The 20,290-nt window shown below is 59.9% G+C and carries 22 protein-coding genes; 12 read left to right on the top strand and 10 right to left on the bottom strand.

What is annotated here, in order from left to right:
- The first annotated feature begins 353 nt into the window (after nt 1–353).
- The gene (locus AC1DTQ_RS07900) at nt 354–1,250 is read left to right on the top strand and encodes a tetratricopeptide repeat protein (RefSeq protein WP_477848963.1); all 897 of its coding nucleotides are present in this window, start codon (nt 354–356) and stop codon (nt 1,248–1,250) included.
- A 142-nt stretch (nt 1,251–1,392) separates the two neighbouring features.
- On the opposite strand, the gene AC1DTQ_RS07895 is transcribed toward AC1DTQ_RS07900, so the two are convergent.
- Together AC1DTQ_RS07895 and AC1DTQ_RS07890 are read right to left on the bottom strand one after the other, a co-directional pair.
- The gene (locus AC1DTQ_RS07895) at nt 1,393–1,890 is read right to left on the bottom strand and encodes a DUF6644 family protein (RefSeq protein ID WP_477848962.1); all 498 of its coding nucleotides are present in this window, start codon (nt 1,888–1,890) and stop codon (nt 1,393–1,395) included.
- Nucleotides 1,887–2,297, bottom strand: a complete 411-nt coding sequence (locus tag AC1DTQ_RS07890; RefSeq protein WP_477848961.1) for a DUF6152 family protein — start codon at nt 2,295–2,297, stop codon at nt 1,887–1,889. The genes AC1DTQ_RS07895 and AC1DTQ_RS07890 overlap by 4 nt, the downstream gene beginning before the upstream one ends.
- A gap of 604 nt (nt 2,298–2,901) precedes the next feature.
- On the opposite strand from AC1DTQ_RS07890, the gene AC1DTQ_RS07885 reads away from it, so the two are divergent.
- Nucleotides 2,902–4,476: an FG-GAP repeat domain-containing protein gene (locus AC1DTQ_RS07885; protein ID WP_477848960.1), complete on the top strand. Its 1,575-nt coding sequence runs from the start codon at nt 2,902–2,904 to the stop codon at nt 4,474–4,476.
- Between the two features lie 254 nt (nt 4,477–4,730).
- On the opposite strand, the gene AC1DTQ_RS07880 is transcribed toward AC1DTQ_RS07885, so the two are convergent.
- A complete protein-coding gene (locus AC1DTQ_RS07880; protein ID WP_477848959.1) occupies nt 4,731–4,919 on the bottom strand; it encodes a hypothetical protein in 189 nt (62 codons plus the stop codon).
- A gap of 62 nt (nt 4,920–4,981) precedes the next feature.
- Between AC1DTQ_RS07880 and AC1DTQ_RS07875 the strand changes: the two genes are divergently transcribed.
- The 3 genes from AC1DTQ_RS07875 to AC1DTQ_RS07865 all read left to right on the top strand — a co-directional run bounded on the left by AC1DTQ_RS07875 (nt 4,982) and on the right by AC1DTQ_RS07865 (nt 6,959).
- The gene (locus AC1DTQ_RS07875; RefSeq protein WP_477848958.1) at nt 4,982–5,146 is read left to right on the top strand and encodes a hypothetical protein; all 165 of its coding nucleotides are present in this window, start codon (nt 4,982–4,984) and stop codon (nt 5,144–5,146) included.
- A 982-nt stretch (nt 5,147–6,128) separates the two neighbouring features.
- Nucleotides 6,129–6,500: a hypothetical protein gene (locus AC1DTQ_RS07870; RefSeq protein ID WP_477848957.1), complete on the top strand. Its 372-nt coding sequence runs from the start codon at nt 6,129–6,131 to the stop codon at nt 6,498–6,500.
- Nucleotides 6,501–6,572: 72 nt separating this feature from the next.
- Complete coding sequence (locus AC1DTQ_RS07865) at nt 6,573–6,959, top strand: hypothetical protein (protein WP_477848956.1); 387 nt, start codon at nt 6,573–6,575, stop codon at nt 6,957–6,959.
- Between the two features lie 142 nt (nt 6,960–7,101).
- Here AC1DTQ_RS07865 and AC1DTQ_RS07860 read toward each other — a convergent pair whose 3' ends face one another.
- Both AC1DTQ_RS07860 and AC1DTQ_RS07855 read right to left on the bottom strand, forming a co-directional pair.
- Nucleotides 7,102–7,782: an alpha/beta fold hydrolase gene (locus AC1DTQ_RS07860; protein WP_477848955.1), complete on the bottom strand. Its 681-nt coding sequence runs from the start codon at nt 7,780–7,782 to the stop codon at nt 7,102–7,104.
- A 141-nt stretch (nt 7,783–7,923) separates the two neighbouring features.
- A complete protein-coding gene (locus AC1DTQ_RS07855) occupies nt 7,924–8,325 on the bottom strand; it encodes a VOC family protein (protein WP_477848954.1) in 402 nt (133 codons plus the stop codon).
- A gap of 283 nt (nt 8,326–8,608) precedes the next feature.
- On the opposite strand from AC1DTQ_RS07855, the gene AC1DTQ_RS07850 reads away from it, so the two are divergent.
- Nucleotides 8,609–9,742: a Gfo/Idh/MocA family protein gene (locus tag AC1DTQ_RS07850; RefSeq protein WP_477848953.1), complete on the top strand. Its 1,134-nt coding sequence runs from the start codon at nt 8,609–8,611 to the stop codon at nt 9,740–9,742.
- A gap of 143 nt (nt 9,743–9,885) precedes the next feature.
- On the opposite strand, the gene AC1DTQ_RS07845 is transcribed toward AC1DTQ_RS07850, so the two are convergent.
- The 4 genes from AC1DTQ_RS07845 to AC1DTQ_RS07830 form a co-directional block, all read right to left on the bottom strand.
- Nucleotides 9,886–11,304: a M20/M25/M40 family metallo-hydrolase gene (locus AC1DTQ_RS07845; protein ID WP_477848952.1), complete on the bottom strand. Its 1,419-nt coding sequence runs from the start codon at nt 11,302–11,304 to the stop codon at nt 9,886–9,888.
- 343 nt (nt 11,305–11,647) lie between these two features.
- Nucleotides 11,648–11,908, bottom strand: coding sequence for a hypothetical protein (locus AC1DTQ_RS07840; protein WP_477848951.1), 261 nt, complete (start codon nt 11,906–11,908; stop codon nt 11,648–11,650).
- A complete protein-coding gene (locus tag AC1DTQ_RS07835) occupies nt 11,905–13,215 on the bottom strand; it encodes a TFIIB-type zinc ribbon-containing protein (protein ID WP_477848950.1) in 1,311 nt (436 codons plus the stop codon). The genes AC1DTQ_RS07840 and AC1DTQ_RS07835 overlap by 4 nt, the downstream gene beginning before the upstream one ends.
- A gap of 28 nt (nt 13,216–13,243) precedes the next feature.
- Nucleotides 13,244–14,395: an SPFH domain-containing protein gene (locus AC1DTQ_RS07830; RefSeq protein WP_477848949.1), complete on the bottom strand. Its 1,152-nt coding sequence runs from the start codon at nt 14,393–14,395 to the stop codon at nt 13,244–13,246.
- Nucleotides 14,396–14,800: 405 nt separating this feature from the next.
- On the opposite strand from AC1DTQ_RS07830, the gene AC1DTQ_RS07825 reads away from it, so the two are divergent.
- The 6 genes from AC1DTQ_RS07825 to AC1DTQ_RS07800 all read left to right on the top strand — a co-directional run bounded on the left by AC1DTQ_RS07825 (nt 14,801) and on the right by AC1DTQ_RS07800 (nt 18,094).
- Nucleotides 14,801–15,271 carry a hypothetical protein gene (locus AC1DTQ_RS07825; RefSeq protein WP_477848948.1) on the top strand — a complete coding sequence of 157 codons (471 nt, stop codon included), beginning with the start codon at nt 14,801–14,803 and terminating at the stop codon, nt 15,269–15,271.
- 144 nt (nt 15,272–15,415) lie between these two features.
- Nucleotides 15,416–15,829 (top strand): RidA family protein, encoded by a 414-nt coding sequence (locus AC1DTQ_RS07820; protein ID WP_477848947.1) that lies wholly within the window; start codon nt 15,416–15,418, stop codon nt 15,827–15,829.
- A 584-nt stretch (nt 15,830–16,413) separates the two neighbouring features.
- Nucleotides 16,414–16,878, top strand: a complete 465-nt coding sequence (locus tag AC1DTQ_RS07815; RefSeq protein ID WP_477848946.1) for an AAC(3)-I family aminoglycoside N-acetyltransferase — start codon at nt 16,414–16,416, stop codon at nt 16,876–16,878.
- 67 nt (nt 16,879–16,945) lie between these two features.
- Entirely contained in the window at nt 16,946–17,332 is a 387-nt protein-coding gene (locus AC1DTQ_RS07810) for a VOC family protein (protein ID WP_477848945.1), read from the top strand.
- A gap of 55 nt (nt 17,333–17,387) precedes the next feature.
- On the top strand, nt 17,388–17,693 hold the full coding sequence (locus AC1DTQ_RS07805; protein WP_477848944.1) for a hypothetical protein: 306 nt from the start codon (nt 17,388–17,390) through the stop codon (nt 17,691–17,693).
- Between the two features lie 20 nt (nt 17,694–17,713).
- On the top strand, nt 17,714–18,094 hold the full coding sequence (locus tag AC1DTQ_RS07800; RefSeq protein WP_477848943.1) for a type II toxin-antitoxin system PemK/MazF family toxin: 381 nt from the start codon (nt 17,714–17,716) through the stop codon (nt 18,092–18,094).
- A gap of 63 nt (nt 18,095–18,157) precedes the next feature.
- Here AC1DTQ_RS07800 and AC1DTQ_RS07795 read toward each other — a convergent pair whose 3' ends face one another.
- Complete coding sequence (locus AC1DTQ_RS07795; protein WP_477848942.1) at nt 18,158–20,206, bottom strand: M13 family metallopeptidase; 2,049 nt, start codon at nt 20,204–20,206, stop codon at nt 18,158–18,160.
- Nucleotides 20,207–20,290: the final 84 nt, after the last annotated feature.

The following is a 20,290-nucleotide window of genomic DNA, read 5'->3' as shown; positions in this document are numbered from 1 at the left end:
ACCTGCGCCGATCATGCGTTGAAAGACCCGCAGGCAGCCGGGGCGCTTATCCCCCTTCTTCGCCGGATGCGTGAGGCGTCCCCCCTGTTGGACCGCCTGCCAGCCACATCCGGCGCCTTCACTCCAAAAAACGTGTGCTCCTGCGGAAGGCGGCCATGCCGGCCGCTGCGGCAGGAAAGGGTTCACGCCGTAGCCAGCACCCGCTTCCGGCAATCTGGTGATGGCGACAGCATGCAGGCAAGCCTCGGCGCGCGGACGCCGCCCGCAGCACGGTGATGACAGCGTGTCCACGCAGGCTTGACGAGTCATCCGCATCCGCGCAATAAGAGTTCACTCGAATCGGGGGATGAGTCATGCATATCAAAGCAATGGCGATGTTGGTAGCGATGGCGTGCGCGCCTGCGGCTCATGCCTGCGTCAACAGCATTGGCACCGACCATGCGGGGCGGCGCTTCCATGCGGACTGGTACATCGGCGAGGACATGGCCGACCCCATGGCCAAGCAGTCCCAGCGCGACCATCTGCTGTCCTCCGCTTCATCGATCATCGACCAGGCCCGCACCCAACCCGATTTCGGGAATCTGACCAATCTCGGCGTGTTGCTCGTCTATCAAGGCCAGTACACCGAAGCGGCCCGGCTGTTTCTTTCCATCGAGCGGCTTTTCCCAAGCCGTCACGAAACGGCCGCCAATCTGGGCACCGCACTGGAGTTGATGGGCCAGGACCAAGCGGCGTTGCGCTGGATCAGGATCGGCATCGCGCGTAACCAGGACGAACACCTGCGCACGGAATGGCTTCATGCGCGCATTCTGGAGGCGAAGCTCGCACTGGCGAAGAACCCCGGGTTCTTGAAGGATTACTCGGTCGCAGGGGTTCGCTTCGCTACGACCGTAGTCCCCGCCTTACCCGCGGAACTGCCTGCGGGCAACGACGGCAAGCCGGTGAAGCCGTGGGCGCTCAACCAGGCGCTCAGCTATCAGTTGTTCGAACGCACGCAGTTCGTCGGCCCCAAGGACGCCGTGATTGCCAATCTTCTACAGGATTGGGCAACGCTGAATCTCGCCGGAGGCCCGATCGAGAACGCCGATGCCCTCTACAAGCTTGCCGTCACCTATGGCGCAAGCGAGGACGCTCTGATGAAGGAGCGCAGGGCTTTCATCCGACGCACCCTGGCCAAAGCACAAGCGAACGACCCGTACGAATTCCAGTGCGCCATCTGCGAACCGCTGTCTCAGCCGCAGGGTGGTTGAGCATTGAAAGATCTATCCGGGAAGTGGCTCGAGCCAGGCTTTCAGGGTGTGTCGAGGAATCCGCGTATGGCTGCGATGGTCTGCATGGGGGGAGCCGGCTGTCCGGCAGGTGGCTTGCCGCTCGACTATGCGCGCAGAACAATCAAACGAATCCGATCCACCGCCCCGCGACCAACGTCGCAATCCACAGTAGCGCCGATGCTCCCGCCAACACGCGTACGCGCATGGGCAATGCGCGCGTCGCCTCCGGCAGTCCGAGCGAGCGCCATTGCCGGTGCTGGACTGCGACGTTGAATAGCGCCAGCGAGAGCAGCAACAGCTTCCAGCGGAAGGCCGTGTTCTCTAGGTAGTCGCCGGGATTCACCGAGAACAGCCATGCGCCGGTGAGCAGGGCCAGCACCAGGCCCACGGCGGCGGTTCGTATCGCTACTGGCGCCAGTACGGACAACGCAGCCTGTGTCCTTCCCAGCACCAAACGCAAGTCCAGCGGCAGGATTGCACCCAGCAGCAGACTCAGGCCGAGAATATGCGCGGCATTGACGAACAGGTAGGCGGTACCCGATTGCTGAAGCCAGTGCGCGCCCGGCCAGTTGCCGATCCAGTCCACCACCGTCGGGCCGATAGCCGCGGCCGTGTTCACGGCATGTCGACCAACCGCTCGGGATACAGGTCGTAGTTGCGGCCGTCGATGGTGATGCGCACTGCCTTCATGTGCCGCTTGCCCGGTTCTTTGCTGCGGTTGCCCAACACCGTAACCTTGTCGCCAGCCCTGGCGCTCTTCGCGGTGAAGCCGGAGCGCTCGGTCTGCGAAGGATTTGCCAGATCGATCTGCCAGCGGCTGCCGTCGTTAGCCTCGACCTGCAGTTGCGGATGCGGCGGCGCCATCGACACCGACAGGATCTTTCCCTCCAGAGTGGCCTGCTTCTCCTCCGCCCAGGACCAGCCGTGATGCGCCAGCGCCGACACGGCAGCCATGGCCAGTAGCGCCCCCGTCGCCATGCCGCGTAGCCGGCGGTTCACTTTCGTCGCCTTGATCTTCATGGTCATGTTCGCCTCCTCGTTCGCGTCGTCCGCCGTTGACGCGGGCGATGCCCACGATATCGGCGGCCCGGCCACCTTAGCGCAAGACGAAAGTGCAGGAGGTGAAGCGTCTCGGCAGGCATCGCCGGCCTCCTGGGCGAGGCCGCAATCTGCAACATCGAGAAAGATTTGGTTAGTTTTGTCAAAAATAGTTGGTCATGCATGTGCGGTGTAGCGAAAGGCCTCCAACGAGGTTGTTATGTGAATTATTTACGTTGCCGTGAACCGACGCATCTACAGACAATAACGAGTTAACGGCTCCAGGGAAGGAGCCACCAGACGTTAGCGCTGGTGGCGCACGCGGTCTCTGGCGCGAAAATGTTTTTCATTCCGCTTGGGGAAGCGCATTGCATAGAAGAATTAGCCGGTGGCTGGTTTTGGCGGCCGCCGTGTTTTGGGCAACGGTTGCGTTCGAACTGTTTGCGCGGCAGGGGCTGTGAAATAGAAGAAACACAAGGACCAAAGGCTTAGTGGCACTAGCCCACTGTCCCACGCTCCTACTTTCCCCAGCGGCCCATCGAGCTTCGGCTACACTAGATTGCACCAGGGGCGAAGCTGTGACAGGGGAAGCATGGCAACAATATTGAAGTTTGCGGTTTATGCATTGATAGGCGCGTTGGTTGCGCTGGGACTGCGGTCGTCTCGTTTCGAGGCGTTACCTGCAGCCACGCCGGTATCGTTATCAAAAGAGCGCATGAGCGCCGAGCAGGCGGTCCAACCTGCTTTGAGGGTCAGTAGTTTCGGACCTGCCGCAATCAAGGCAGCTGGCGCATACAGCCTGGATATTTTCCGACAGTACGCGCCGCCGCCAGAGTGGATTTTGGAGGGCGGGGTCATCGGCCCTGAATTCGTTTCTGCAGAGATTGCCGACTTCACTGGGGATGGCCGTGACGACATCGCGACCATTATCGCCGGCGCCTCCGCCGAGAATCACTATCTTCTGTACCTGCTTCCACAACTCCCCTCTGGCGAGCTGGGTGGGGCCATCCCGTACCCACTCAGCGCCGCGGATAACGGGCCTTACTACAACATCCCTTTCGCTACGGCGGTTGGGGACTTCAATGAGGACGGCATCAAGGACTTGGTATTGACGCGCGGACGTGGCATTTCGCTGCTGGTCGCGGACGGCCAAGGAGGATTCCGGAACAGCTCATACACAGCCGATCGCGCCTTCGACGTGCCTTCGGTCGTGCTTGATGTCAATCGAGATGGGCATCTCGATGTGGTTTCGCACAGTGCTCTGGCCTATGGCGAAATCGGTGATCCGCGTAGTCGTCTCGTCATCCACTACGGGGACGGGTTTGGTGGCATTGCCGCCCATACAAGCCTCTATACGTTCGGCTCGGTCGAACATGACAGCGAGAAGGCCTACTCGCTTACCACTGGCGACCTCAATTCGGATGGTTTTCCGGATTTGGCGCTACGGGTAACCGAATACGACTATCAGGCGCAAATCCAGCGGCATCCTGTACTTATCTATCTCCACGACGGCCAGCAGGGTTACCGTCCCGTCACCAAGATCAACTCGGTGCTGACGACAGGCATGGAACTGCTGATGCTGAACAAACTGGTTGTGGCCGATTTCACCCATGATGGGCTCGATGACCTGGTGGCGACTGCCGAAAGCGTCCTGCGCACCGAGGTGCATGTGTATGCACAAAAGCCCGACGGAACGCTGGAGAGCACCGCCAGAGTCAAATCTTCCTATCACTCAGCGACCGCGCTCGATGTAGGCGACCTCGACAACGATGGTTACAACGACCTTCTGGTTGCACATTCCAACCAGGATCGCATTGGCTACCTACTGCAGGGCCTGGACGGCCTGCAGAACCAAGTATTCCGTTACACCGGGGGCGGGGGCCCCAGCATCGGCCCGACCAGCCAGGCCATCGGTGACTTGAACGGAGATGGCTGCGCCGATGCGGTCGTGGTGGCCCAGTGGCATGCCATGACCGTATTGCATGGCTCAGGCTGCAGCATTCGTCCAAGGTATACGGGCGGAAACTCACAACCAATGCTACGCAACGGACTGCCCGCAACCCTCGCCGCCCCGGTGTCGACAGCGAGCTATTTGCCGCCGCCTCCGCGGCGGCAAGCCGTCTACCGAGCACGCGAAGGGTTGCGACGGTCCGCCGCCGTCAGATAGCGATCGGCCCTTGCCAGAGAGATCAGGCACAAGCCTGCAACGCGAGTCCGGTGCGTGAAGTGCCATAGGCTGGCTTGGTTTCGTCAACCCGGCATCTAGCAGTCTCAGGGCAAAGGCGTTGGCTAGTGGAGTTAACGCAATCTATGGCGCAGTGGGTAGACCAGCTTCGCTATTGAAAGCCGCCGCGCTCGACCCGTCCTACGGAGCCTGGTGTTGGCCTACGCCAATCTGATGCCGGCGGCGGGGCTTGGGGCTCAAGGACCTGGTTCGACGGGGGGATCCTTGCTCCGGGTCCGGGACACCGCGGTGACGATGCCGATGCCCAGCAGCACGATCGCACCCACTCCGATCCATTGCGGGGCCAGGCCGGCCAGATGCGCGCCATAGGCCAAACCACCGATCAACACCACCATACCCAAGATATAGATCGCTAACGATGACATGTGCGTGCCTCCTGTCTGTAGACGCTGCGATTGTAGGTGGCGTCCGTACTGGCGGCGTGAGGATGGGCTGCATCACCCAGGAATGGCCGCCCGCGGACTGGGGCATAGCCGTGGAAGCCGCCGGCGGCTTCGGCGAGCGCGACGACCGGCGAGCCAGTCAGGAAATGTTGCATGCGCCGCCGACCCGCGATATCGCCGTAACCCCTTGTGTTGTGTGTACAGATTGACGAGCTTCCCAGGCCACACCCACAATCCGCACTACACCCCGTTTGGGGTCTGATCGTAGTTAGCCTTATGAGACGTTTTACGCTATTTGCGGCGACTCTCGCTTCCGCGCTGATAAACGGGTGCTCGATCAAAAGCGAAGTGGTTTCAGTGTGTGCCCTATCTGCCTCGCCAGGCTCGTTCGACGGGAAAGCGATCGATCTAAGTGCTATTTACATAACTGATCTTAGGCACTCCTCATCGCTCAAAGATTCCAGATGCAAAGCCACCTATATTGACCCTTACTTCCCCGATACGCTTATCGACCCCACTGTTGCGAGGTTTGATGATGCCGTGTGGGGCGACAGTCGAGATATGACGTTGCGAGTATTTGAAGTCAAGGCTACCGGGCGGTTCAACTGGGATCAGGCCACTCAGCGAGGCAAGTTCACGTTTGACAAAGTCATCGAGTTCCAAAGGACAACACTTGGGGAGTCCAGTTTAGGGGCTAACAATTCATTCAAGCCGAACCCGCTTCACGGGTCGGCTTAATTCAGGCGTTAGCCCCCCATGGACGGACTACTACTCCTTTACATAAAGCTGTATTTGTTGGCGTTACTGCCTTTTGTCCTCCTAGTTTTTGTGCTGCTATTCGTACCAATGACTAGGACTGCAAAAGCATTCTCAGTTTCAATCGCAGGAGTGGTCATTCTCACACCCGTCGTCGTTCCGGTTGGCTGGGGCGCAGTATTTGCGCCTGTAATCTGGGATCTCATGAGTGGCTTTCCTCGCACATCCATCCTGTTGATGCAGTTTCAAGTCTTGGAGTCGGCAACATTGCATGTCCTTAGTCTTTTATCTACGTTCGGCTTGTGCCTCTCAATTGGCTACTACCTGATCCCAAAGATTCCTTTAAATCGCATTGCGGGCGGGCCCTAACAATTCATTCAAACCGAACCCGCTTCGCGGGCAAGCTGTGTCAGGCGTACGCCTGCGGAGATACATATGCGCTGCTTCAACCATCAAGACAAAGATTCGGTCGGTTCCTGCAAGCACTGTGGCAAGGGCTTGTGCCCCGCCTGCCTCACGGATCTTGGCCATGGGCTTGCCTGCCGAGATACGCACGAGCAGGCTGTTGAGAGCATCAACACCCTAATTACTCGCAACAGCCAAGCGCAGCGCATGGCTCCAAAAATTTGGTATGTAGTTCCAACTTTCACAGCGTTCATGGGGTTGGTCTTCGCCGGCTATGGCTTGTTCTCACCCCGTGGCCCGAGCACCTTCACCGCGATCTTAGGCTTGGGGTTCATCGCTTACTCGGCAGTCCTCTTCCTGACCAACTATCGTGCGTTCAAGGCTAATAGCACGCAGGCCTAGCAATTCATCCAAGCCAACACCGCTTCGTGGGTCGTCCGCGTCAGGCATTAGCCATCATCACGGAGATCTCAATTGCTCGAACTTCTCTTTGAGTTCTTTGCCGAGTTCCTGCTGCAGATCGTCGTCGAGCTCCTAGCGGAGATTGGGCTGCGTTCCACTACCGAACCATTCCGCAAGCCGCCCAACCCATGGCTCGCTGCCATCGGCTACGCCATCTTTGGCGCGACGGCCGGTGGCCTAAGCCTATTCGTATTACCAGAGCCCTTGGTGCAGGAGGAGACTTGGCGCTTGGTTAATCTAGCCGTGACACCTGTACTGGCCGGCCTGGCCATGGCGGCAATGGGTTCATGGCGCGCTCGGCGTGGACAACAAACTCTCAGGATAGACCGTTTTTCTTACGGTTATCTGTTTGCGTTATGTATGGCCATCGTACGCTTCCACTTTGCGCATGACGGCTAACGAACCCCGACTCCTTTTTCTATACGGGCCTACGACGGCTGTCCGAGAGATTGGAGCTCAATCACCTTTTAGTCTCCATCAGCCGGATAACTTTACACCGCGGAAAGTAACCCCCCGGAGCGTAAAGGCTTTTCGCACGGCATCAGCCGGCGATGTAACCCACCAAGACGTCGGCCAACTCTTTCGGATGGCTCAGCGCAACGCAGTGGCAGCCGGGAATCTCGTCGGGGGTGATGCCCAGGCGCTCTGCCGCAAGCCGGCGCAAGAAGTCGGGCGGGAAAAGGTGGTCGTCCTTGCACAGCACGAACTTCGTCGGCACGTCCGGCCACGCATCGAGCGGCCACGGCGTACGCCAGGCGGTCATCGACTCCTCGCGTGCCCTGCTCAAAGCCTCCTCGGCCAGTGCGCGCGGAACGCCGTTGTAGTAACTGACGATCTGGTCGTCGCTGCCGGTCTTTCCGCCGTCGCGCTCCGCCTGCTCCCGCGCGGCTTCCGTGTAGCCGGTATTGGTCCACCAGTCCTCCGGGGTCTCCCCGGGAACCGGAATCATCGCGGCCAGCAGAACCAGCACATCGACCGGGAGCCGATCGGCCACCAGCGGTGCGGTGAAGCCGCCATACGATTGGCCCACGACCACCAGATTCCTCCGATCTCCGACAGCTTCGACCACGGCGTCCGCGTACTCACTCAGGCCCGCGGAGGAGTCGTCGCACGGCAGGTCGGGAGCGACCACGTCGTGACCGCGCGAACGCAACTCCGCCTCCAGCAAATGCCAGTACCAGCCGACGTCTCCGCCGCCATGGATCAACACGAAGGTCGCCATGTCCGCCACTCCCCGCGCTCGAGGTCGTTATTCGGGCGAAAGAGTATCAGGAACAATTTGTCGCGTCAGACGTGGCCCCTGACACGTTTTTTCTACCGTCAAGCTTCAGCCTAGTTATGTCCATTCCCTTTAATCCAGGCGTTAGTGGGCCGCCCGTTTCGCTGCTGCTGTTTCACTTGAATGCTTTGCGTATTCGAACAACTCGACGACATTCCCCGAGGGGTCTTGCAGCAGGATTTGCCGTCCTGCACCCGCCTCGGCCACTTCGCCACGGAAACTTGCCCCCGCGTTACGCAGTTCGTCGATCATCCCGTCGAGATCATCCGTTACCACCATGAATCTGCTCCACCCACCTGGCTGGGGATTCCCGCCTGCTTTCCCGGCGCTGCCCGCTCCGGGCGCGTTGAGGAAAAGATGCAAATCCTCAAGCGTCATTTCGGCGAACTTTCCTGGGTTGTGCTTCTCGACCTCAAAGCCCAGGCGGTCACGGTAAAAATCCACGGATTTATCGATATCGTTCGCAATGTATCTAACAGATGCCATGCTGCTACCTCCTCTAGATCATCACGCGAGCGCACTCGCAATCTGTGTTGGCGACCCTTGCACAATCCTGGTTAAAACCAGGCGCAGAATCTGTGAGGAAGGTTGAATCAGGCGTTGGACCCCATGACCAGGAAAGAGTGGACCCCTGCCCACCATTGACGCTGGAACGAAGCGCGATAGGCCTAACCCACCTGCGAAGTCCGATAAACGGACTTGCGCCCTTTTTTGCGAAGCCAATCTGCCTGTACAGTTGTTCGACCGCGTAGTCAGAAAGGTCACCGTCATGACAATGGATCATCTTCGTCGCAATTTCCTGCAGAAGCTGATGGCTTCGACCGTAGTCGTGCCGATGTTGTCGTCACATCGGGCACTCGCTCAAACGGATCGCGCCAGCACCGGCAGCCACCAGGGTAAGACGCTGCGCGTCGCGCTGATGGGATTGGGCAGCTATGCCGCCCGGGTGGCGGAAGCCATGCAATCCTGCAAGCGCGCCCAAGTGACCGGGCTCATCAGCGGAACGCCTTCCAAACTCCAGGAGTGGGGAACGAAATTCGGCGTACCGGAAAAGAACCGCTACAACTATGAGAATTTCGACCGCGTCAAAGACGATCCGGACATCGATGCGGTTTACGTCATCACCCCCAATGCACTGCATCGCGACCAGGTGATCCGCATCGCCAAGGCGGGAAAGCATGTCATCTGCGAAAAACCAATGGCGATCAACGCCAAGGAAGGGCGTGAGATGATCGACGCCTGCGCCGACGCCGGCGTGAAACTGCTGGTGGGCTATCGGTTGCATTTCGAGCCCAAGACGCTGGAAGTAATCCGCATGCGCAAGGCAGGCGATTTCGGAAACATCCTGTTCTTCCAGGGGCTGAGCGGCTTCGACATCGGCGATCCCGGACAGTGGCGGCTCAATAAGGCGCTGGCAGGCGGTGGGTCGTTGATGGATATCGGCATCTACGCCATCAACGGCGCCCGTTACATGGTGGGCGAAGATCCGGTATGGGTAACTGCGCAGCAAACCAAGACCGATCCGATCAAATTCAAGGATGGGGTGGATGAAACCATCCAGTTCCAGCTCGGCTTCCCCAGCGGAGCGGTGGCTTCCTGCCTGTCCACCTATCAGATGAACCATCTGGACCGCTTTTTCATGACCGGCGAACAGGGATTCGCCGAACTGCAGCCCGCCACCGGCTATGGCCCCATCGAAGGCCGTACCCACAAAGGCGAACTCACGCAGCCGCACGCCATGCACCAGACCATTCAGATGGACGAGATGGCCGGCATCCTGCTGGACGGCAACACACCCGTGGTCCCGGTCGACGGAGAAGAAGGACTGAAAGACCTGAAGATCATCGATGCCATCTATGCCGCCTGTAGAACCGGCGGCAGGCAGGAGCTGCGTCTAGGCTGAAGAAAGAATCCCGCCTTAGGAATTGGGGGAGGTCAGAATGAGCCGCCCCTCATTTCCCGTTACGGTATCGAGCGCCCAGACGAGGCAATGGCGGAACCCGCTGTGCAGGTTCCGTCCTATGCCTGCGACTGACGGCGTTCTCCTTACTGTGCCAACGCCTTGACCAGGTCGAACAGGTAATCGCGGCCGACGTAGACAGAACGCACTTCAAGACGTTCATTGAGGCCATGGGCGCCGTTGCCGTCGGGGTCGCCCCACATGCCTGGCGCGCCGTAAGTCGGGATTCCCACCGCCGACAGGTAGAGCCCGTCGGTCGCACCGGTCGAGAGCGACGGGATCACCGGCACGCCGGGGAAGTACTTCGCGCTCAGCGCCTCCATCGGGCCGATGATGGCCGGATCGAGCGGCGGTGACTTGGCCAGTGGCTTGTCCTTGCGCGCCAGCTCGATCGATATGTCGGGGTTGCCGATGATGCCGGCCAACTGGTCCTTGATCTCGGCCGGCGTATGGCCAGGAAAGATGCGGCAGTTGACGTTGGCTTGCACCCGTTGCGGCAACGCATTGACCGCGTGGCCGCCGTCGATCATGGTCGCCACGCAGGTCGTGCGCAGCATCGAATGGAAACCCTTGTCGGTATTGACCACCACCGCCGCGTCGGCGTCGCCCGGATCCTTCGCCAGCGCCGCCATCGCCTTTCCCATGGCGTCCTTGCGCGCAGCACCGGCACGCTCGAAGAAGACGCGGGTGGTGGCATTGAACTCGGCTGGGAACTCGTGCTCGCGGATCTTCAGCAGCGCGTCGGAGATGGCGTAGATCGCGTTGTTGCGCACCGGCTGGGAGCTGTGTCCTCCCGGATTGGTGGCGACCAGCCTATAGTCCTGATAGATCTTCTCGCCGACCTGGATCGACTGTGCCACGAGGTGGCCCTTGCCGTCGGTATCGCCGCCGCCGCCTTCGTTGAGCGCAAAGGCCGCATCGATCAGGTCGCGCTTGTGGTTGGCGAGGTACTGCGCGCCATTGAACGCGGTGTCGGTCTCCTCGCCGCAGGTCAGGGCCATCTTGACGGTACGCGCCGGCTTGTAGCCGTCCTGCCTGAAGCGGATTAGGGCATCGGCCCAGGTCGCTGCCATCATTTTGTCGTCGGCGATGCCGCGGGCGTAGTAGTAGCCGTTCTCCTCGACCAGCTTGAACGGATCACGCTCCCAGTCGGCGCGGTTGGCCGCCACCACGTCGATATGGGCCAGCAGCAGGATCGGCTTGAGCGTGGTCGACGTGCCGGGATAGATCGCCACGATCCCGCCTTCCTTCGGATGTTCGGGCACGGAGAACAGAGTGATCTGGTCGTCAGCGAAACCGGCCGCCTTCAATCGCGCCGCGATCTGCGCCGCGGCCTGGGTGCAGCTACCGTTGGTGACCGTGGTGTCGGTCTCGACCAGTTCCTTGTAGAGCTCGAAGAATTGCTTCTGGTCCGGACGCAGCTCCCCCATCTTGCCGGTCGGCACCTGTGCCGCCACTGGACACGCCACGAGCGCAGCAGCAACGAGCGCGATCAAAGCCTTCATGGACTTCTCCTTCGGTAGTGTTCGAACATGCGAGTCAGCGTCTATTTCGCCGACGCTATTGAGTGAGGATTCCGATACTACCGCAACACCACAGCGTCGTAGGTATCGCCTACAGTCCGGGCACGGTGGCGCTAGGCGATGCCAAGTCGCGCGCGCGACTCGACGCCGAGCGAGTGACGTAGCCTGGGTAGAGCGTAGCGAAACCCGGGGCCTTTGATCTGCGTACAGCTCGTGTAATCGGTCCATTTTCGACAGGCATCGCTGGAGCCGTGGCGTTCCGATGTTGGCGCCCCGGGTTTCGCTGCGCTCTACCCGGGCTACGTCGGGCCTTTCCGCGGATCCGCTATCCGGCATCGTCCCGCATGCGCTCCACGCGCGTGCGATACGCACTTACGTTATTGCCGGAGATGCTCGTCTCTCGCGTCCCGTTGTTCTCGCCTATTTTCTCGTCCGAGCCCGTCACCGGCTGTGCCTCGACTGCCGTTTCGCGTTCGAAGGCGTGCGATTTGTCGGTGTTGCGGTAATACCGGTACAAGGCCCAGTACAGCGCTGTTGCGCCGGCCGGGCCGATGGCCAGCAGCCAGAGTCCATTGTCGTCGCTCATGAGGTGCCCACCATGATCCAGAGTGCGATGCCTTCAAGGAACGTGCCTACCGTGAGCGCGGCCGTGAGCAGCTTCCACTGCTGTACCGGCACGCTGCCCATGGTCTCGCCGGTGCGGCCGTTCACCGCGATGTAATGCAGCATGCCGCCATTGGAACCCGGCTGATGGTAGGAATACAGCCAGACCGGCAGGTACATCGATACCCAGCGCGTGCCGTGGACACTGAGGCGTTCCTGTTCCCAGCGCACGCCGCGACCGTAGCGGCTCACCGAGGCTTCGACCTGGGCGCGACCGACCGACAGCAGTTGGTCCTCAAGGCGCGGACGCAGGCGTTCGACATCGGTGTTGCGCTTCTCCGAAGTGAAACCGGACAGGTAGGAAGCGTTCCACTTCACCGCGTTCTTGGTGTCGAAGGGCAGGATCGTGTTGATGATGTTGTTGGTGTTGGTTTTCGTATCCAGGTTGCCGCGTTCGGTGGAGGATTCCAGCGGCAGGTCGTCCACGGTGAAGTCCACCTGGCGTTCCACCTGGTACACATCGGCGTCGTAGTAGGTCTTCTTCTTGTCGCCAGTGCCGCGCGTGTATTCGCGCGTTTGTATCTCACCCTGGCCGGCGACCTCCACGCTGACGTTGCCGTCAACGATCATGTAGGGCAGGTAGACGCCGACCACGTTCTCGGGCGTGAACTGTTCCTTGAATGCCTTCAGCGCGAACAAACGCCGCTTGTCGACGAACTGGCGGATGCGCGCGACCGCGTCGTCCTTCTTGATGTGGAAGGGCAGCACCGCGTCGGGCACCGCGCCGTTCGCCACCTGTTCGTTGACGCCGAGCACGTGCCGGCACCAGTGGCAGCGCGCCGTCATCGCGTTGTCGGTATTGACCGTCACCTCGGCACCGCAGCCGGTGCACTTGAAGCTCATCAGGCTGGCGACGTCGGCTGCGATGTCGCGCGCACCGGACGCGATGACCGTGCCCTTGAGCTGTGCGATGCCCTCGCCGAAACCGAATTCCTCCTCGACCCGCGCGCCCTGCCATTCGTTGCGGCAATACAGGCAGACCAGCAGATCGCTGCCGGGCTTGTGCCGGATATCGGTCGCGCCGCATTTCGGGCAGCGGTTGAGGCCGTCCTTCAACTCGGCGGCGGACGTGTCGATGGCGACCGGGTCGGGCGCCAGCAATTCCTCGCGGATCGCTTCGGGCAGCGTGGCCGGGTCGATCGGCACGCTGCCTGGCAGTGGTGGCACGTCCTGCGGCGATCCCGGGCCTGTGACGGGCGGCAACGGGGGAGGACTATTGGCGTTCGACATAAGAGTTGTGCGGTTCGCGGTGCGCGATTTAGAGACCCAGCGCCTTGGCCTTGAGCGCGTCGTAATCGCCCTGGGTGATCAGGCCCAGGTCGAGCATCTCCTTGGCCTTCTTCAGTTTGGCGACCGGATCTTCGGCGGCCGGTGTGGCCGGCGCAACCGACTGCTGCAGGTTGCCGATGCCGCCGAGCATGCCTGAAGCCATACCCACGCCGACCAGTCCCGCGGCGCCACCGTTCTCGCCCGCCGACTGGATGCCTTGGGCGACGCTGGCCTGCAGGTTGGAATTGCCGCGCGAACCCGCCAATGCGTCGGCACGCTGCACGGTCTTGAGCAGCTCGCGCGTGTTGGCGTCGTATTCGATCGACACGATGGCGGTCTTGACGATGGCCAGGCCACGTTCGGATTTCCACTGGTAGCCGCTCTCCACCGCATCGGACAGGCTCTTGGCGAAACCGAGCGAATCCTGCTGGAGTTTGGTGATGCGGTTGCCCTTGGCCGGATCGTTGGAGTACAGGCTGAAGGCCGGCGCCAGCGAACCGACGACTTCGTTGAAGAGTTGAGCGGCGGCGGCATTGTCCAGGTCGGTGAAGTCGAAGACCTGGCCGGGCTGCAAGTAGCTAGCCGGTACGAAGTTCTTCACGAACAGGATCGGGTCGACGATCTTCAACGTGTAGGAGCCGCGCGTCACCGCGCCGACCTGCGTGCTCAGGAAGCCGTCGTCCCAGTAGATTTCGGATTGGGTACCGAAGCGGTTGTCGGGCAGTTCCTTCAGCGAGACGAAGAAGGCCGCCTGCTGCGAACCCGGCTGGCCGCCGAACTTGAAACGCTCCCAGCTCTGCTTGATCAGCGGCGTGACAACACCGTCGCCGGCGAAGATCGACTGCGAGTTGAGGTCGTCCGAGCGCCATTCGTAGCCACCCGGTTCCGCAGCGAAGCCGGTGATCTTGCCGTCCTGGAACAGCAGCAGCCCGTAGCCTTCGGGCACCACGATCTTGGAGCCGTTGGTGATGATGTTGGAGGAGCCATGCGTGTTGGAGCCACGTCCGGCATTGGTGCCGCGCGGCACCGCGGCGAACAGGGCTGCCGTCGACGGCAGGCCGTCCGGCACCGTGTAGAAGTCCTTCCACTGGTCGCCGAGCATGCCACCGACCGCACCCGTCACTGCTTGAACAAGACCCATGACATCTCTCCGTGATTCGTGGCCGGGCAACGTACCCGCCATAGCCAACGTACTATACCTTCCTGGATGGCGGGCCCAATGCATGCAAGAAGTCATGGATCAGCAACTATCGACGCACTCAGGTCTCCGGCGTCACTTGTTTTTTTACCGTTAACCTCGCCGAGCGGCGCTCGCGATTGTGACCGGCCGGTTAAATCCGCAACCCACGGCGCACGTTCGCCCGCGATCCAAGGAGCATTAGACGGCTTCCGTGCCGGTAAGCACCCACAATGTTGCATGCTCTGCCGTCCCGCGATATCGCAGTGATCCCTTGTGTTGTGTAGGCAAGTCCGATTGACGGGCCTTCCAGGCCATACACACAATCCACGCTACACCCCACTTTGGGGTCTAATCACAGTTAGGCGCATGAGAAAGATCCTCTTAGCCATAGGTCTGGTTTCAGGCTGTGCAAGCTACCCCGTTGATCCGGCGATGATCAGCGTGTCCGTACAACCAACATCGATCCCGTGCGGCCAGAACGATCGCAAGATTCCTGTAATCCTGCACATAGAGAACAGAAGCCGCGGGGCATTTGAGATCAGCGTCCGGGACAAAGTCGGCCCTCCGTTCCAAGTGAGCTGGCTCGACTTCGACGTGCTCAATGGGAGCGACGGTGACGGCGTCGACTACGATCATGGGCCGGGAGGCCATGGTGTAGTTCCCTCCAATACACTCAAGGTTGGGCCAGGTGATACCACAACAATCTCAGCTGCCGTCTATGAGATCAGCCAGAAAGACTACGCAACCATGTTTAGGATTCGTATTGAGGATTCGGACGGACACACGTACACCACAATGCCATTCTCCCCCTGCATTCAATCCTCGCTTACACAATGACGCGCATTGCGCCTAACAATTCATTCAAGCACGGTAGGCTGGGGTGGCTTCATCAACCCAGCATCTCGCGGTCGCAGGCTTAAAACGCTGGGTTGGAGCTAACCCAGCCTACGGGCCGCCACCCATAAACCGGAGACCTAATCAATGACGCTCCAATGCATCAATCCCGATGACCTGCCGATTCCAGAAATGTACAGCCAGGTCGTCATCGCCACGGGCAGCAAATTGGTATTCATCTCGGGCCAGCAGCCAGAAGACATACACGGCAAGCTCGTTGGTCAGGGTGACTTTGCGGCTCAGGCGCGCCTGGCGTTTGGCAATCTCGGCCGTGCGCTCGCCGCTGCAGGCGCCCGGCCCGAGCAAGTCTGCAAGATCACAATCTACGTCGTCGATTACAAACGCGACGAACACGTGCCGATCATCGAAGCGGCCCAGATAGCGCTGTTCGGAGATCACAAGCCAGCAAACGTAGTGGTCGGAATAGCGATGATGTCCCCCGGCTACCTGATCGAGATCGATGCGATCGCGGTCATTGACCACACGACCGAGACGCGGTAGGTAAATCGCTTACGGCGGTTGTAGAGCTCGCGGGAGGTGGTGAGCGCGGCGAACCGCATCAATCGCGAGTACCACCGCGCGAACGATGCGGTGCTCCTACGGCTTACCGCATCCTCCGGGACTGTCGCGTTTGCGAAGTCCGATTGACTGGCCTCCCGGACCACACTCACAATCCGCGCCACGTCCTGCTTTGGGATTAATCGTAGGGTTACGCATCGAGCTATGCCGCAACTCAGGTCCCGTGACTATCAGATTCGCTTTGCCGGCGCATTACTCGCCGGGTTCGCTACGGCGGCTGTCGGCTGGTGGGCCATGGAATCTGGCTTTCGGATAGCCGCGGCTTCTGCTGCGATTACCTTTGTTCTTATTTGGCTCTATGCGTTAATCGCTTGGGTGCTTTGGTGGCAAGCCCGCGGCAAATCCAGGCATGGCAGTCATGACGAAACATAAGTCGGATCTAATTCAACAACCCCAGCGGGTGCTCGATTCGGCTCCTTCGGGAACATAGAGATGGCACTTAGCAATCCATTCAAGTCGAATCCGATTCGCGGGTCGGCTTAGTTCAGGCGCTAGGCGGCCCAAGTATGACCATCACCACAACATGTAGGCTCGATCCGGATCAGGTTTCCTCAATGCGGTCCGTTCTTGATCTATTCGGCAGAGAGTTCGAGGACGTCCCCACCTACTCCGATCGCCAGCCTAGCGACGAGTACCTGGTAAACCTGTTGCGCAACCAACACTTCATTGCGCTGGCCGCCTTTGACAATGAAATTGTCGTGGGTGGCCTGGCGGCCTATCTCTTGCCCAAGTTTGAGCAGGCGCGCAGCGAGATCTACATCTATGATCTAGCGGTGGCGAGCGACCATCGGCGCCAAGGAATCGCAACTGCACTGATCAATCAGCTCAAACAAGAGGCAAATGAGTTGGGCGTTTATGCAATTTATGTACAAGCAGATTACGGTGACGATCCAGCAGTTGCTCTCTACACAAAGCTTGGCATTCGGGAAGACGTCATGCACTTCGACATCAACCCAAGTGCCGCCACCTGACAATTCATTCAAGTCGAACCCGCTTCGCCGGTCGGCTAAATAAGGCCTTAGATTGTACGGACAAACTATGACTACTCAGTTCACACCCTTAGGCCACAACACGGTGTCGCCCTATCTGCTCGTTCCTTCAGTTGTCGATACGTTGGCGTTTCTCTCAGCCACATTCGATGCAGTCGAGCTCCAGCGTGTCGCAAACGAGGACGGCTCGGTAAGGCACGCGGAGGCACGCATTGGCGACTCAGTGCTCATGATGGGCGAACGTGCCTCAGCCGCTCTTCCAGCGTCTATCCACGTTTATGTGCCCGACGTCGATGAGACCTATCGCCGGGCGTTGAGCGCTGGTGCCACAAGCCTTTCTGAGCCTCGAGATCTTCCCTACGGCGACCGCAGCGCGGGCATCCGTGATCCGCAGGGCAATCTTTGGTGGTTAGGCACGCACCTGGGTGCAACCTAAGAACTCATTCAAGCCGAATCCGCTTCGCGGCTCAACTAATCAGGCGATAGGCCTCATGTCTCTCAAGTTCTCGCAGCTCGAAGTAAATCTCCGCAGAGCCGGCGTCACTCTGCTGCTAATGGTTTTTGGCGGCATCTTACTTGGCGTCGCGCTCCCCTTTTTCGGCTTAGATCGGGCGCCGGCTCTACTGTTTATTTGGATTGCCAACTTGCCAGCCGTTTGGTTCTTGGCTCAGGCAGCTAAGTATCAGGGACGCAACCCTTGGATTACCGGTTTCATCTCGATAGCTCCTTTGCTGGCTGTTCTGAATTTTTGGCTGATGTGGGGCATTGCAAGCACATTCCAGTCCAAGCAGTCTTGAGTGCGGATCGAGAAGCAAAGATGCAACAACCAGAAACACGGCCGCTGATCAACTACGGAGACATCTTCTGGGTTGCGGCAGACGAATCGATTGGCTCCCTTTCAGGATCGCCACATCCGCAGGTCGTGGTCCAAGGCGACGTCTTTAACCATTCCAGGATTTCAACCGTTGTGGTCTGTTCGCTCAGCTCCAATCTTAAGCGGGTATCTGAGCCTGGGGTTGTCCTCCTGGACGCAGGAGAGGGCGGTTTGGAGCGGCAAAGTGTCGTGATTGCATCGCAGGTTTCAAGCCTCTGCAAGGATCGCTTGGGAGAGCGCATTGGGTCGCTCTCTCACCAGCGGGTGGATCAAATAATTGCGGCGTTGCGTTTTCTACAGACTTCGCACTTCCGTGGCCGGTAAGCAACGGTCGCTACGCACGCCGCCCTGCGCGGGCTCAACCCATCCTACGGGTCCTACCCTGCCTCACCAGATCCGCACCCGTTTTTCGGGCGGAAGATAGAGCTTGTCGCCGGGCATGACGCCAAACGCCGAATACCACTCGTCGAGATTCTGCACGACTCCGTTGACCCGATAAGGCGTGGGTGCGTGATAGCTGTAGTCGATGACATATCGAACGGCGCTTTCCGGCGCCTTGTATCTCCATGCCTGCGCCCAGGCAGCGAAGAAACGCTGGTCTCCTGTCAACCCATCCAGCGACACTCGGCCCGCACACGGATGATCGGCGACATACAGGCGGTAAGCGCTATAGGCCAACGACACGCCGGAGAGATCGGCGATGTTCTCGCCGATCGTGCGCTGGCCGTTGACGTGGACGTCCGGATACGGGGCGAACGCGTCGTACTGATCGACCAACCCGCGGGCGCGGCTGTGAAACCGCTCGAGCGCTTCGTCCGACCACCATTTCTGCATCCGTCCGCGGCTGTCGTAGACGATTCCCTGATCGTCGAAGCCGTGCCCCATTTCATGGCCGATAATGGCGCCTATGGCCCCGAAATTGACCGCAGGGTCGGCGTCCGCGTCGAAGTAAGGCGGCTGCAAGAATGCGCCCGGCAGTTCGATAGTATTGAGAAGTACGCTGTAGCTGGCATCGACCGTCTGCGGCGTTTGATACCAGGGCTCGTCCTTGAACGCGGGGTCCAACCGGTGCCGCTGGTACTCCCAGTCCGCCTCGCGAATGCGCCGCAGATTTCCCGCCGCATCGTCGTGTCGGATCTCGAGGGCGGAAAAGTCGCGCCAGATTTTCGGATAACCGACCTTGAACGAAAAATTCGCTAGCTTGGCCAATGCTTCGTTGCGCGTCTCTTCATCGATCCACGTTGCCTTTGCCAGCCGCTCGGCAAATGCCTTGCGTAGATAGGCGATCATTTCGTCCGCCGATGTCTTGGTTCGTTCACTGACGTAACGCTCGGCATACAGGCGCCCCACCTGTTGTCCTAGGGCGCTGCTAACCAAGCGCAATGCGACCTCTTCGCGCGCGGGCGGTGTTTTCGCTTGCGACAGAGTCTTGCCGTATAGGTCCCAACTCCCCTGCCGGAAATTCTCCGGCAATACGTCCATTTGATTTTGGACCCAGTGGAAGGCTAGGTAGGACTTCCAGTCATCGAGCGGCGTATCGGCAAACAACTTTGCTTGTTGCTGCACCGCGGTGTCGGTGCCAAGCACGATATCGGATTCCCCGGCCACCCCTCGGGCCGCGAGAAACGCGCGCCAGGGGAAACCGGGCGCATAGGTAGCCAGCTGCCGGACCGTCATCGGGTGATAGTTCGCCTTGCGGTCGCGCAGTTTTTCGAGCGACCAGAAGTTGCCGGCGATTCGCGTCTCAAGCGCCAGCACTCGCTGCGCACGGGCGGTGGCCTGGTCGACACCAGCCTTTTCAAGAACCGCCGCGACGTACGCTTGATAGGCCTCCCGCCCTGCCGGATACGTACCATCGGTCTTGGAATAGGAATCTGGCGACGACAGCCCCAGCATCGGCTGACTAAGATTCTGCTGATCCAGGTGGACGCGCGATCGTCGTTCGGCAGGAAAGACATTGATGGCGATGATCGAGCTGGAAGTCGGATTGGCCATCCAGCGTGCGATGTCTTCGCGCGTCGTGCTCTTCAGGATAGCTTTGACGTCGGCCTTGAGGCTGGAAAGGCCGCGGCGTTCGATTTCCGCCGTATCGAGAAAGCTGGCGTAGGCGTCGCCGACTTGTCGCTCGGTGGTTCCGCGTGGCGACCGGCTTGTCAGGCTGCGCTTGAGCAGACCTTTGACTTGTCCGTCGACGGTAGTCGCCAGAATGTTGGTCTGCCCGTAATCCCAGTAGCCGTCGGGTATGGGGGTCGAGGTATTCCAACCTTCATTGATGAAAGCGAAGAAGTCGTCGCCGGGCTTGACCGTCTTGCTCCGATCCCTCACATCGATGCCTTGAGGTCCGAACTCGCCGGCCAGTGCGGTCTGCTCGCCGTCACCGGCAGGGCACGATGTTTCGGGTTGGGCGTGAACGGCAAAAGATGCGCTCAGGGCCAAAGCGACTAGCACGGAATTCTTTAACGACATCGACAAACCCCTTCGCTGCATCGCTTTCGCTGATCCGTCAAATACGATGAGTTT

This window comes from Pseudoxanthomonas sp. P4_B2 (genome assembly GCF_056402315.1).
This window is presented reverse-complemented; position numbering and strand designations above follow the sequence as displayed.

Excerpts from the sequence above, each read along its gene's own strand:
- AC1DTQ_RS07840 (WP_477848951.1), bottom strand. The coding sequence starts at position 11,908 with ATGAGCGACGACAATGGACTCTGGCTGCTGGCCATCGGCCCGGCCGGC.
- AC1DTQ_RS07855 (WP_477848954.1), bottom strand. The coding sequence starts at position 8,325 with ATGGCATCTGTTAGATACATTGCGAACGATATCGATAAATCCGTGGAT.
- AC1DTQ_RS07860 (WP_477848955.1), bottom strand. The coding sequence starts at position 7,782 with ATGGCGACCTTCGTGTTGATCCATGGCGGCGGAGACGTCGGCTGGTAC.
- AC1DTQ_RS07830 (WP_477848949.1), bottom strand. The coding sequence starts at position 14,395 with ATGGGTCTTGTTCAAGCAGTGACGGGTGCGGTCGGTGGCATGCTCGGC.
- AC1DTQ_RS07825 (WP_477848948.1), top strand. The coding sequence starts at position 14,801 with ATGAGAAAGATCCTCTTAGCCATAGGTCTGGTTTCAGGCTGTGCAAGC.
- AC1DTQ_RS07805 (WP_477848944.1), top strand. The coding sequence starts at position 17,388 with ATGTCTCTCAAGTTCTCGCAGCTCGAAGTAAATCTCCGCAGAGCCGGC.
- AC1DTQ_RS07815 (WP_477848946.1), top strand. The coding sequence starts at position 16,414 with ATGACCATCACCACAACATGTAGGCTCGATCCGGATCAGGTTTCCTCA.
- AC1DTQ_RS07820 (WP_477848947.1), top strand. The coding sequence starts at position 15,416 with ATGACGCTCCAATGCATCAATCCCGATGACCTGCCGATTCCAGAAATG.
- AC1DTQ_RS07800 (WP_477848943.1), top strand. The coding sequence starts at position 17,714 with ATGCAACAACCAGAAACACGGCCGCTGATCAACTACGGAGACATCTTC.
- AC1DTQ_RS07875 (WP_477848958.1), top strand. The coding sequence starts at position 4,982 with ATGGGCTGCATCACCCAGGAATGGCCGCCCGCGGACTGGGGCATAGCC.
- AC1DTQ_RS07835 (WP_477848950.1), bottom strand. The coding sequence starts at position 13,215 with ATGTCGAACGCCAATAGTCCTCCCCCGTTGCCGCCCGTCACAGGCCCG.
- AC1DTQ_RS07880 (WP_477848959.1), bottom strand. The coding sequence starts at position 4,919 with ATGTCATCGTTAGCGATCTATATCTTGGGTATGGTGGTGTTGATCGGT.
- AC1DTQ_RS07850 (WP_477848953.1), top strand. The coding sequence starts at position 8,609 with ATGACAATGGATCATCTTCGTCGCAATTTCCTGCAGAAGCTGATGGCT.
- AC1DTQ_RS07890 (WP_477848961.1), bottom strand. The coding sequence starts at position 2,297 with ATGACCATGAAGATCAAGGCGACGAAAGTGAACCGCCGGCTACGCGGC.
- AC1DTQ_RS07845 (WP_477848952.1), bottom strand. The coding sequence starts at position 11,304 with ATGAAGGCTTTGATCGCGCTCGTTGCTGCTGCGCTCGTGGCGTGTCCA.
- AC1DTQ_RS07810 (WP_477848945.1), top strand. The coding sequence starts at position 16,946 with ATGACTACTCAGTTCACACCCTTAGGCCACAACACGGTGTCGCCCTAT.
- AC1DTQ_RS07885 (WP_477848960.1), top strand. The coding sequence starts at position 2,902 with ATGGCAACAATATTGAAGTTTGCGGTTTATGCATTGATAGGCGCGTTG.
- AC1DTQ_RS07870 (WP_477848957.1), top strand. The coding sequence starts at position 6,129 with ATGCGCTGCTTCAACCATCAAGACAAAGATTCGGTCGGTTCCTGCAAG.
- AC1DTQ_RS07900 (WP_477848963.1), top strand. The coding sequence starts at position 354 with ATGCATATCAAAGCAATGGCGATGTTGGTAGCGATGGCGTGCGCGCCT.